Origin of the sequence: Cryobacterium sp. SO1, assembly GCF_004210215.2 — a bacterium.
Classification (GTDB): Bacteria; Actinomycetota; Actinomycetes; order Actinomycetales; family Microbacteriaceae; genus Cryobacterium.
On the sequence record NZ_CP067394.1, the window covers coordinates 1,211,552 to 1,223,000 of the forward strand.

Here is an 11,449-nt window from a genome sequence, read left to right on the forward strand (position 1 = left end):
GCGCCGGGCGGTGTGACGGGGAACGGATCAGGCGGCGGCTCGCGCCAGTGCCTTCTCGATCGCCCCCACGAGCTGGGCTGATTCGGGCTCCACCGTCGACGCGAACCTGTCCACGATGACGCCGTTCGCGTTCACCAGGAACTTCTCGAAGTTCCACTTGATCAGCCCCGGCAGCACGCCCTTCTTGAACGCGGTGAGCTGGCTGTAGAGCGGATGCTGGTGCTTGCCGCGCACATCCACCTTGGCCGTGAGCGGGAAGGTGACACCGAAGTTGACCTCGCAGAACTGCTGGATCTCCTCTTCGCTGCCGGGTTCCTCGCCCATGAACTGGTTGCACGGCAACCCCAGCACCACCAGGCCGTCGTCGGCGAAACGGCGGTAGAGCGCCTCGAGACCCGCGTACTGGGGCGTGAAGCCGCACCTGGACGCCACGTTGACCACAAGCACGGTCTTGCCGGCGAACTGACCGAACGTGGTGGAGGTGCCGTCGATCATGGTGAGCGGCACGGCGTAGAGAGAGGATTCGGACATGCCGGAAAGACTACTCCCCGACCCTTCGAACAAGCTCGGCGGGGCAAAATTCCGGCTAAACGGGGGGTCAAGCCACACATTTGTGTAACGCTTGCCGCGCGCCCCCAGCGGAATGTGCGGATCGGGTTATTCTCGGCTATATACGGGTTGGTGCGGCAGCCGCACACACCCGTCCGAGGGGCGGTGGAGGCATGAGAGGCAGCGTGGCAACCGGGCGTGTGGTGACGGGACGTGTGGATACCGGACGTGTCGACACAACCAGCACCGACGAGGTCACCGGCCAGAGCGGAGCGGATGCCGCGACGCCCGACACCCTGCCCGACACGGCTACCGCCGCTCAGAGCGCCCTCCTGCTCGATGATCTCGCCCTACAGACCCGTCCGGTGCAGGTGCAGCACACCGCGCCGGTGCGGCTGCCGGAACGCTCGATCCACCCCGCCCCGGGCATCCGTCGGACCATCGGCGATACCGATCTCACCGTGCACCCGCTGGCGCTGGGCTGCAGCGTCTTCGGCTGGACCACCGACGGCGACACCGCGATGCAGATCCTGGACCGGCACTGGGAACTCGGCGGCAACTTCCTCGACACCGCGGACAGCTACGCGGCCGGCCGCAGCGAGGTGCTGATCGGGTCCTGGATGCGCACCCGCGGGTTGCGGGACGACATGGTCATCTCCACCAAGATCGGCCGCAACCGCGACAACCCCGGACTCTCACCGCGCAGCATCGTCGGCGCGGTGCACGCCTCCCTCGAACGGCTCGGTACCGATCACATCGACCTGCTGCACTTCCACTTCGACGACCTCGACGTGCCGCTGGAAGAGAGCCTCGGCGCCATGGAGATGCTCATCGCCGCCGGCACCGTGCGCTATCTGGCGGCCTCCAACTTCACGGCGGAGCGCCTGATGGAGGCTCGGGTGCTCGCCGCCAACGGCCTGCCCAGGTTCGTGGCTCTGGAGACCCCGTACAACCTGATGAACCGGGTCTCGTTCGAATCCTCGCTGGCCCTGGTCACCCGCGCGCAGGGGATTGCCGTGATGCCTTACTTCGCCCTGGCTCACGGTTTCCTCACCGGCAAGTACCACGCCAAGTCCGACCTCACCGACAGCATCCGCGCCGGGCGCGCGTCGGTCTACCTCAACCGCACCGGCCTCAAGGTGCTCGCGGTGCTCGAACGTATCGCCGAGGACCACGGCGTGGCCCCGTCGACGATCGCACTGGCCTGGCTGCTGGCCAGGGACGGCGTGGTGGCGCCGGTCGCCAGCGCCAGCCGGCCCGACCAGGTGGATGCGCTCGTGGCCGCGGCCGCCGTGCGGCTGGGCCGGGCGGACATGGTCGACCTCGACAAGGTGTCGACCTGACCGTCGGCGCTCTCGTTGGCACTCTCGTCGGCGCTGCCGCCGGCGGCGTCCGGCGGCGTCCTGCTGCGTCGTGGCGGGTGCGGTGTCGTAAGGTTGAACCGATATGAACGGTGCCGTTGAATTTCCCCTTGACCTGACCGAACTCTCGTTTCGGGCCGCCGGTGAGTCCCTCGTCAGGCGCACCGTGCTCCCCAGCGGGGTGCGCATCGTCACCGAACAGGTGCCCGGTAGCCGCAGCCTCACCATCGGCTATTGGGTGGCCGTCGGCTCCCGCGATGAAGACCCCGGCCACTTCGGCTCCACGCACTTTCTCGAGCACCTGCTGTTCAAGGGCACCGCCCAGCGCTCGGCGTTGGACATCGCCATCGCGTTCGACGCCGTCGGCGGGGAGCACAACGCCATGACGGCCAAGGAATACACCTGCTACTACGCCAAGGTGCAGGACCGCGACCTGCAGATGGCGGTTGAGGTGCTCACCGACATGATCACCTCCTCGCTGCTGGACCCCGGCGAATTCGAAACCGAACGCGGCGTCATCCTCGAGGAACTCGCGATGGCCGACGACGACCCGGCCGACGTCGCCAACGAAAGATTCTTCCAGGCGGTCATGGGTGCGCATCCGTTGGGTCGCCCGATCGGCGGCACCCCCGACACCATCCGCGCGGCGACCCGCGATGCGGTCTGGGAGCACTACCGGGCCAACTACCGGCCGCAAGACCTCGTCGTCACGGTGGCCGGTGCCATCGACCATGACGTGCTCGTGGCCGCGGTGACCCGGTCGCTCCTGCAGGCGGGCTGGGACCTGGGCGAGCGCGCCGCACCGGTGGGCCGCCGCTCCGGCGCCGCCGCGGTGATCAACCAGGGCCGGCCCGTCAGCGTGGTGCACCGCCCTCTCGAACAGGCGAACCTTCTCATCGGCGTGCCGGGGCTCGTCGCCGCCGACGAGCGCCGGGTGGCGATGAACGTGCTGACCTCAATCTTCGGCGGCGGCATGTCGTCACGGTTGTTCCAGGAGGTACGCGAGAAGCGTGGCCTGGCCTATTCCGTCTACTCCTTCGCGCCCGGCTACTCGGATGCCGGCATCTTCGGCATGTACGCCGGCTGCACGCCTGCCAAGGCCGGCCAGGTCGCCGAGATCATGCTCGACGAGTTGCACCGCCTCGCCGAGCACGGCGTGAGCGCCGACGAGATGAAGCGGGCCTCCGGGCAGCTCTCCGGCGCATCCGCCCTGGCCCTCGAAGACTCCGACACCCGGATGTCCAGGCTCGGCCGCTCCGAGATCACTCTGGGCGAGTTCGTCGACCTCGATGAGGCGCTGCGCAGGCTCGCGCTGGTCACCGCGGACGACGTGCAGGAGTTGGCGGCGGAGATGGTGTCCCGAGCGTTCTCGGTAGCCGCCGTCGGTGCCCTCGAGGAGGACGTCTTCGACGCCGTGCTGTCGTCCCGAACGGTGCCCGGCGCGCCCAACTGACCAGCCTTCGCGGTGGATCCCAGACCCGATGCGACGCTTTACCGACATCAACCGAAAGGGCGATGATGCCCCAGTACCTCTACCTTGTGCGGCACGGCGAACAGCAGGATGCCGAGTACGGCCTGCCGGACGGCCCTCTGTCGCCGCGCGGAAAGCGGCAGGCGCACCTCATCGCCGAGCGTCTCGGCGGGGTACCGTTCACCGGCGCCTGGCACTCGCCGTTGCAACGCGCCGCGGAGACGGCCGCCATCATCGCCGACCGGCTCCCGTCGCTCACGTCGGAGCCGTCCCCGTTGTTGTTCGACTGTGTTCCCTCCGGCCGGGCGCCGGAGATGCCCAAGTCGTACGCGCCGTTCTTCAACTCCGTCAGCGACGAAGCAATCGCGGCCGGCCGCGCCCAGATGGAGGACGCCGTCGCGGAGTTCCTGCATCCGCACCGGGGACCCCGGCACGACCTGCTGATCACCCACAATTTTGTCATCGCCTGGTTTGTGCGTGAAGTGCTCGGCGCCCCGGACTGGCGCTGGATCAGCATCAACCAGGCCAACTGCGGCCTCACCGTGCTGCAGCAGAAGCCCGGCCGGCCGTGGTCCCTGGTCACCCACAACGACCTCGGCCACCTGCCGGTGGAACTGCGCACCGGCCTGCCGGACCCGCTGCTGTTCTAACGCTCGGGCCGGGACCTGCGGACTAGGCGAGCGCCTTGAGGTACCAGTTCGTGGCGTTCGGGTTGTCGTTGTACGGCGGCACATCCACATAGCCGGAGCGCCGGTAGAGCGCCCCGGCCGCCTCAAGACTCGAGTTGGTGTCGAGCACGATTTCCGTGGCACCGAATGCGCTGGCCCGCTTTTCCAGTTCCGCCAGCAGCAGGCTGCCCCAGCCGCGGCCGCGCACCTGCGGCTGCAGCCAGAGGTGTTTGGCCTCGAACCGCACCGCACCATCCGCCCCGTCTTCGATACGCCGCACGCCGCCGCAGCCCACGAACGTGCGCGACCCAGGCTCTTCGCTGACAAGCAGGAACTGGCCGTTCGGCTCCACGAACTGCGCGGGGGTCGGGAAGGTCGTGCGGTATCCGCCCGCGGCCGGAAACGTTGAGGCTCGATCGCTGAAGTACTGGGTGAGCAGGGCGATGGACCCCGCATCCGTGACAGAGACCGCAGTGAATTCAGGCATGCCCCTAGGCTACGTGTCCGGGCGCCGGTGGCAACCGTCGCGCTTGGTAGATTGGCAGCATGACAACACGGGTGGCCGTCATCGGCGCAACGGGCAAGATGGGGCGCCTGGTCTGCGACCTGGTGGAGAATTCGGCGGAGTACGAGCTGGTGGCCCGGCTGGACTCGACCAGCGAGCTCAGCGAGATGCTGGGCGCTGATGTGGCGATCGACCTCACCGCACCGGCGGTCAGCCAGAGCGTCGTGGACTTCGCCGTGTCCAACGGCCTCCGGGTGCTCGTGGGCACCTCCGGCTGGTCGCAGGCCCGGATCGACGCGCTCGGCCACAAACTCAAGGGCCGCACGGATGTCGGCGCCGTGATCATCCCCAATTTCTCGCTCGGCTCGGTGCTCGGCACGGCCTTCGCCGCCCTCGCGGCCCGGTTCTTCGACTCCGTCGAGATCGTCGAGGCGCATCAGGCGGGCAAGGTCGACTCGCCGTCGGGAACCGCCGTGCGCACCGCGGAGCTGATGGCCGCCTCCCGCGCCGGCCTCGGCCCGGTCGCCGCCCCGCACGTCGACCAGCGCGCCCGCGGCCAGCTGGTTGCCACGGTCCCGGTGCACAGCCTGCGTCTGGCCGGAGTGCTGGCCCGGCAGGACGTGATCTTCGGTGGCTCGGGGGAGACCCTCACGATCACCCACAACACGCTTTCCGCCGACGCCTATGAGCGCGGCATCATGGTGGCGTTGGCCGCCACCGGGGACTGCGTCGGGGTGACAGTCGGCCTCGACCAGCTGATCGACCTCGGGCTCTCCGGCGAGGTGCTCGCTGCGGAGCCCGCTGGGCCGGCCGCTGGGCCGGCTGCCGGGCCGGCTGCCGGGCCGGCTGCCGGGCCGGAAGACGCCGAGATGGAGCCCGGCGAATGAAAGGTCGCATCGCCGTCATCGTGATGGCCGTCCTTCTGGTTTTCTACTTGGTGCTCGTCGGCTGGCGCGCTGTGCTCTTCGTGCAGAGCGGCGAGCCCGTCGGCATCCTCATCGGTATCGCGCTCATTGTGCTCCCGTTCATCGGCGCCTGGGCGCTGGTGCGCGAAATCAACTTCGGCATCCGCTGCGAACGCCTGGTCAATCAGCTCGACGCCGAGGGCGCCTTGCCCGTCAACGACCTGCCCAGTCGCCCGAGCGGCCGTCCTTTCCGCGAGGCGGCCGACGCGCAGTTCCCGCAGTACCGCGAGGCGGTGGATGCCGCGCCCGAGGATTGGCGAGCCTGGTTCCGCCTGGGCCTGGCCTACGACGCGTCGGGCGATCGCCGCCGCGCCCGCTCAGCCCTCCGCACCGCGATGAGCCTGGAGAAGTCCGCGGCCTGAACCGCCGTCCGCGCCCGCCGTCGGCGCCCGCCGTAGGCGCCCACCGTCCGCGCCCGCCGTCGGCGCCCGCCGTCGGCGCCCGCCGTCGGCGCCTGCCGGCCGCGGCCGTGGAGGGGCGCTGCGCGGGTGCCGCGCCGCTATGCGGGTGGCGCGCCTATAGCCCAGCGGCGCCTGCCCCGCATACCTCGAGGCGCCCCATCCGCAGGGTAGCCAGCGGCCACTACGCGGATGCTGCATAGCTGCGCGGTCTCGCGCCGGGGTCTTCGGCCGCGGTCTTCGGCCGCTGAGCGTCCACACTGTGCGCTGCGCGGGTGCCGCGCCGCTATGCGGGTGGCGCGCCTATAGCCCAGCGGCGCCTGCCCCGCATACCTCGAGGCGCCCCATCCGCAGGGTAGCCAGCGGCCACTACGCGGATGCTGCATAGCTGCGCGGTCTCGCGCCGGGGTTTTCGCGCCGGGGTCTTCGGGCCGGGATCTCACTCCGGGGTCTTCGGCCACTGAGCACCCCTCGGCCGTTGTGCGGGTGCCGCGCCGCTAAGCGGGTGGCGCGCCCATGGCCCAGCGGCGCCTGCCCCGCATACCTCAGTTGCCCCATCCGCAGGTGCTGCTTCCCCTTTCGATGCCGCAGCCCTCAGTGCTCGGCCAGTCGAGGGCGACCCCGGGTGAGGCCCAGGTGCGCCAGTCGCGCCGTCAATCGCGGCACGCTCATTCCGGTGGCGTGGTCCCAGCGCACGAAGCCGCGCACCTGCAGCCGAATGGCATCCTCACGGAGTTTCTCTTCGTACACCACCTCCGCCGGAGTTCGCCCGGCGAGCATCACGGGGTCGAAGTACTTCACCCGGCCGTCGCTCTCGCCCACACCTCGCACGTAGAGCCAGAAGAAATCGGAGAAGACCGTGCGGTCCTCGATCACGAACGGATGCTGCAACTCTGGCTCGGGCAGGCCGGCCAGCGCGATCGTCACTCGACTACCCGACTCGTCGGGGGAGCCCGAGAGCGGCGTGGCGAAGTCGATCACCGTGCGCGCCCGCACCGAACCGCGGAACGGCAGCATCCGATGCCACGTCTCGAGCAGGGTCGCCCGCTCGGTGAGGGGCGGAATCCGCCCAGACCGGTCCACAGCCAGGGCCCGGTCGGCCGCGGCGACCGCCGACCGGAGATCCACGACCGTCGCAAGTTCGATCACCGTGCGAGCGACCGACGTGACCAACACCCCATCCCGCGTAGTGACATCTCGCTCGTCGAAGCCCACCGTATGCCGGCGGATGCCGGACTCCGAGCGACCTCCGGTTGACCGTTCACCGAGGAAATGGATCTCATCGGGCCACGGTGTCAGGAGCGGTAGCTGCCACAACGCCGCCGCAGACTGGTGCGAAAGGGGCAGCGCGCTCCCGCGTGCCAGCGACGCGGCCCGGACCTTCAGCGCATACCGTTGGTCTCGGTCGAGGCCTGCCCAGACCGCGGCGGGGCAATACTGGCCCCAGCCGATGCGGTGCAGGTAGCCCCGCTCGGCAGCGCGCCGCAGGCGCAGGTCGGCACCGAGGGCGCGCCGGTACTCGGCGGCCAGGATCACCTCGGGTGGGACGGATGGTTGGTCTGGGTGATTGGTCATTGGGCGAGTCTGTGCGCCAGGCGCCACGGCCACGGCCGCCGAACAGCGGATGTTAAAAACTCCGGGTGGGGGAAGCTTGTGGAGGACCGGCCTGCCGCGCGCAGCAGCGTGCGGGGAGGGCGAGGCTCAGCCCGCGAAGGTGAGGATGAGGTGAACCCGAGGGGAATCTCGAGCTGTGCGGGGTAGGCGCCGCTGGGCTATGGGCGCGCCACCCGCCTAGCGGCGCCTACCCCGCACAACGAGATCGGGCCCGGCTGCGGCCCGCCGGCGCAACGAGATCGGGCCCGGCTGCGGCCCGCCGGCGCAACGAGATCGGGCCCGGCTGCGGCTACCCCGCGCACCGGACCCGCTAGCGCAGCATCCAGCTGACCGCTTCGGCGGCCGTGCGGTGGGTGAAGCGGAAACCGTCGGCCTCCAGCTTCGCCGAGCTCACCCGCTGGTCGGCGAGTAGCAGTTGCCTGGCGGCGTCCTGCAGGGCGAGGGTGAGCACCACCTCGGGCACCGGAACAAAGAACGGCCGGCGCAGCGCCGTGGCCACGGCCCGGATCACGTCGTTGGCGGTCGCCGGGGTGGGGCCGGCGAGGTTCACCGGGCCACTGAGCTCCGAGGTGAGCAGGTGCACGATCGCGGCGGCCTCATCGTGCAGGCTCACCCACGGCCACACCTGGCTGCCGCGGCCGAGCGGACCGCCGAGGCCGAGCCGCACGATCGGCATCAACGGCTTCAACGCGCCACCCTTGGCGAGCACCAGGCCGGTGCGCAGCATCACCACCCGGGTGGCCTGAGGGGCCAGGCGGGCCTCCGCCTCCCAGGTTGTGACGACCGTGGCGAGAAAGTCGGAGCCGGGCTGGGAGTCCTCGGTGAGCTCCTCACCGGGCCGGTTGCCGTAGATCCCCACGGCGGATGCGTTCAGTAGCGCCGACGGCGGCGTGGCGGAGCGGCGCATGGCGTCGGTGAGGGTGCGCGTGGCCTGCACCCGGGATTCCATGATCTGGCGTCGGTAGGACTTGGTCCAGGGCAGCCGCCCGATCGAGGCGCCGGACAGGTTGATCACCGCATCCACACCGTCGAGTGCGGCAGGGTCAAGGGTCAACGTCGCCGGGTCCCAGCGGAACTCCGCTCGGGTTTGCGGGGGGCGTCGCACGAGCCGGAGCACGGTGTGCCCCGCGGCCTCCAGCTGACGGGTCAATTCGGAGCCGATGAGTCCGGAGGCTCCGGAGATGAGTACGCGCATGGGAGTTACCGACGGCCGCTCAGGCCAGCTCGGCTTCAATGGTGATCGGGATGCCCGTCAGCGCCTGCGAAATCGGGCAGTTCACCTTCGCGTCCTGCGCGAACGCCTCGAACTGCTCCTCGGTGACGCCGGGAACGCTGGCGCTCACGAGCAGGTGACTGCCGGTGACGCCGGTTCCCGCGACGAAGGTCACCGCGGCGGTGGCCTGAATGCTGGTCGGCGGGTGCCCGGCGGAGGTGAGGATGTTGGCCAGCGCCATCGAGAAGCAGGATGCGTGCGCGGCACCGAGCAGTTCCTCGGGGTTGGTCGTATTGGCGGTGCCCTCTGCGCGGGCCTTCCAGTTCACCGGGAACGATCCGCCGTGCGAGGAATCGAGGGTGACGGTTCCGGAACCCGTCATCAGGTCGCCGGTCCATACGGTGGTTGCTTCGCTGGTCAGGGCCATGGTGTTACCTCCTGGAAGTGGATCACCAGCCTATCCGCCGGCCCCGGATCAGGCACGGTCAATCCACGGGCAACGGGCAGGTTCCCAGCCCCGCCCAGCCCAGCCCCGCGCAGCGCAGCCCGGCCCCGCCGTCCCAGCCCAGCCCAGCCCGGCCCGGCCCAGCCCAGCCCGGCCCAGCCCAGCCCAGCCCGGCCCGGCCCAGCCCAGCCCCGCCTCGTACCAGGCCCTCCCTCCGGTCAGGGCGCCGCCGGGCTCCGACCGAGAATCCCGCTTCGCACCAGTAGGAGGTGGAGCTGGCAGCCCAGGCAGTAGTCGAAGACCGCGTTCAGGAACGCCGCCACGAACGCGGCCGCTGCGGCGATGGGCACCGCCGCCGACACCCCGGCGAGGCCGAGTACCACTCCGATCAGGGCGACCAGTAGGCCGACCCCCTGGGCGAAGGTGGGCGGCGCCGGGTCTTCGAGTGCCGCAGCCGGGCCGAGCCGCGGGCGCACCAAGGTCTTGAAGAGCAGCCCGTACGGATGCCGCGCGACACCGGCCACGGTGCCCCAGGCGAACACCGCGGTCTGCGCGGCGAGCAGGGTCAGCGCGGCGACGGATGCGCCGACCAGCGCGAGGAAGATCGCCAGCAGCAGCAGCACGGCGGTGACGGCGGCCCCGAACCGGGGTCCGCGCGGGTCGACCCCTGGCCGTTTCGTGGCGGAAGCGGGAGTGGGCTGGGTCATCGGAACTCCTGAACGTCACGGGCGAGGTCGTCGAGGTGGGCATGCAGGGCGGCCCGGTTCGGCACACCGCCCACCCGGGCGCGCACCTGGCCGGCCCCGTCCAGCACAAGCGTGGTCGGCGTCTGCAGCACGTTGAACCGCCGGGCGAGGTCCGCCCGGCAGGTGATGTCCACGTCCACGTGCCGCACGCCGGAACGCCCATCCGCCACCTGGCGCAGCAGGGTGCTGGTGCCGGGGCAGCGGGAGCAGAACTCGGTGGAGAATTGCAGCAGGGTCGCCTCCGCACCGAAGACCGGCGCGGAATCAGACGAGGGCAGCCCGAGCTCGGCTGCCGTGACCAGATCAGCGCTCGCGCTTGACACCCGGCCCTGCCGGCGACGCCAGAGAAACCCCAGCGCGCAGGTCAGCGCGACCAACAGCACCAGAACAAGCAGGGCGGCGGCTGGGTTCATGCAGGAGAGGCTACGCCGCGGCGGGCCCCGAACGGCCCGTATGACGGCGGATGACGCGCGCGAGAGCACACGCGAAGGCGCGGGAGGGCGCGCTAGACGATAACCTGTAAAACGTGTCTACTCCTTTCAACCCTTTCGGGCAGGTCCTCGTCGCCCTGGTGACACCATTCACCGCTGACGGTGAGGTGGCCTGGGCAGACGTCGAGAAGCACATCGACGACGTCATCACCGCAGGGGCCGACGGCATCGTGGTCACCGGCACCACCGGTGAAACCTCCACCCTCACCGACCCCGAGAAGATCCGGCTCGTCGAGGTCGGCAAGGATGTCGCGGCCGGCCGCGCCAAGATCATCACCGGTGGCGGCTCCAACGAGACCGCGCACGCCATGCAGCTCGCCAAGCAGAGTGAAAAGGCCGGCGCCGACGGCAACATGATCGTCACCCCGTACTACAACAAGCCCACCCAGGCTGGCGTGCTCACGCACTTCCGTATGATCGCGGATGCCACCGACCTGCCGGTGATCCTCTACGACATCCCCGGCCGCACGGGCATCCCGATCACCTACGAGACCATCCTGCGCGCCGCGAAGCACCCGAACATCCTCGCCGTCAAGGACGCCAAGGGCGACCTGGCTCAGGTCAGCCGGGTGCTCAACCAGACCGACCTGCTCTACTTCTCCGGCGACGACCCCAACGTGCTGCCGCACCTCTCGATCGGCGCCACCGGCCTGATCGGCGTCACCGCGAACATCGCGGCCACCCCGTACCGCCAGATGGTGGATGCCGTCAACGCGGGCGACCTCAAGGCGGCGACGCTGGCTCATCAGCAGCTCGAACCGCTCGTGCGCGCCGTGATGACCCACGTGCCCGGCACCGTTGCGGCCAAGTACATCCTGCACGGGCTGGGCCGCATCGGCAGCCCCCGCGTGCGCCTGCCCCTCGTCGGCCCGGAGGAATCCGAGGCCGCCATGATCGAAGACGAGATCGACCTGGTCCGCAACATCCCCGGCGTCGACTTCACCAACTTCCGCCCCGACCGCAACGCCGCCGCAGGTGGCGCGCTGCCCAAGATCGCCGGAACCACACGCTAGAGACCACACG

At 70.0% G+C, this 11,449-nt stretch carries 13 protein-coding genes; 6 read left to right on the top strand and 7 right to left on the bottom strand.

The features are described from left to right. Nucleotides 1-27 precede the first annotated feature (27 nt). Nucleotides 28-531 carry a glutathione peroxidase gene (locus BJQ95_RS05665; RefSeq protein WP_130176929.1) on the bottom strand — a complete coding sequence of 168 codons (504 nt, stop codon included), beginning with the start codon at nt 529-531 and terminating at the stop codon, nt 28-30. 233 nt (nt 532-764) lie between these two features. Between BJQ95_RS05665 and BJQ95_RS05670 the strand changes: the two genes are divergently transcribed. The 3 genes from BJQ95_RS05670 to BJQ95_RS05680 all read left to right on the top strand — a co-directional run bounded on the left by BJQ95_RS05670 (nt 765) and on the right by BJQ95_RS05680 (nt 4,031). Then, nucleotides 765-1,892, top strand: a complete 1,128-nt coding sequence (locus tag BJQ95_RS05670) for an aldo/keto reductase (protein ID WP_240694653.1) — start codon at nt 765-767, stop codon at nt 1,890-1,892. Nucleotides 1,893-1,995: 103 nt separating this feature from the next. Beyond that, nucleotides 1,996-3,363, top strand: coding sequence for a pitrilysin family protein (locus tag BJQ95_RS05675; protein ID WP_130176927.1), 1,368 nt, complete (start codon nt 1,996-1,998; stop codon nt 3,361-3,363). 65 nt (nt 3,364-3,428) lie between these two features. Beyond that, the gene (locus BJQ95_RS05680) at nt 3,429-4,031 is read left to right on the top strand and encodes a histidine phosphatase family protein (RefSeq protein ID WP_130176933.1); all 603 of its coding nucleotides are present in this window, start codon (nt 3,429-3,431) and stop codon (nt 4,029-4,031) included. A 22-nt stretch (nt 4,032-4,053) separates the two neighbouring features. On the opposite strand, the gene BJQ95_RS05685 is transcribed toward BJQ95_RS05680, so the two are convergent. Next, entirely contained in the window at nt 4,054-4,536 is a 483-nt protein-coding gene (locus BJQ95_RS05685; protein WP_130176926.1) for a GNAT family N-acetyltransferase, read from the bottom strand. A 59-nt stretch (nt 4,537-4,595) separates the two neighbouring features. On the opposite strand from BJQ95_RS05685, the gene dapB reads away from it, so the two are divergent. After that, a complete protein-coding gene (dapB, locus tag BJQ95_RS05690; protein WP_130176925.1) occupies nt 4,596-5,441 on the top strand; it encodes a 4-hydroxy-tetrahydrodipicolinate reductase in 846 nt (281 codons plus the stop codon). Continuing rightward, entirely contained in the window at nt 5,438-5,881 is a 444-nt protein-coding gene (locus BJQ95_RS05695; protein ID WP_130176924.1) for a type IV pilus biogenesis/stability protein PilW, read from the top strand. Before dapB ends, BJQ95_RS05695 begins: the two co-directional genes overlap by 4 nt. Nucleotides 5,882-6,511: 630 nt before the next feature. Here the strand turns inward: BJQ95_RS05695 and BJQ95_RS05700 are convergent. The 5 genes from BJQ95_RS05700 to BJQ95_RS05720 all read right to left on the bottom strand — a co-directional run bounded on the left by BJQ95_RS05700 (nt 6,512) and on the right by BJQ95_RS05720 (nt 10,348). Then, a complete protein-coding gene (locus BJQ95_RS05700; RefSeq protein WP_130176923.1) occupies nt 6,512-7,492 on the bottom strand; it encodes a hypothetical protein in 981 nt (326 codons plus the stop codon). Nucleotides 7,493-7,841: 349 nt separating this feature from the next. Further along, a complete protein-coding gene (locus tag BJQ95_RS05705; protein WP_130176922.1) occupies nt 7,842-8,726 on the bottom strand; it encodes a TIGR01777 family oxidoreductase in 885 nt (294 codons plus the stop codon). 19 nt (nt 8,727-8,745) lie between these two features. Continuing rightward, nucleotides 8,746-9,171: an OsmC family peroxiredoxin gene (locus BJQ95_RS05710; protein ID WP_130176921.1), complete on the bottom strand. Its 426-nt coding sequence runs from the start codon at nt 9,169-9,171 to the stop codon at nt 8,746-8,748. Between the two features lie 236 nt (nt 9,172-9,407). Next, nucleotides 9,408-9,896 (bottom strand): DUF4395 domain-containing protein, encoded by a 489-nt coding sequence (locus BJQ95_RS05715; protein ID WP_130175930.1) that lies wholly within the window; start codon nt 9,894-9,896, stop codon nt 9,408-9,410. Further along, complete coding sequence (locus BJQ95_RS05720) at nt 9,893-10,348, bottom strand: thioredoxin family protein (protein WP_130175931.1); 456 nt, start codon at nt 10,346-10,348, stop codon at nt 9,893-9,895. Before BJQ95_RS05720 ends, BJQ95_RS05715 begins: the two co-directional genes overlap by 4 nt. A 113-nt stretch (nt 10,349-10,461) precedes the next feature. Between BJQ95_RS05720 and dapA the strand changes: the two genes are divergently transcribed. Continuing rightward, a complete protein-coding gene (gene dapA, locus BJQ95_RS05725; RefSeq protein ID WP_130175932.1) occupies nt 10,462-11,439 on the top strand; it encodes a 4-hydroxy-tetrahydrodipicolinate synthase in 978 nt (325 codons plus the stop codon). Nucleotides 11,440-11,449 lie beyond the last annotated feature (10 nt).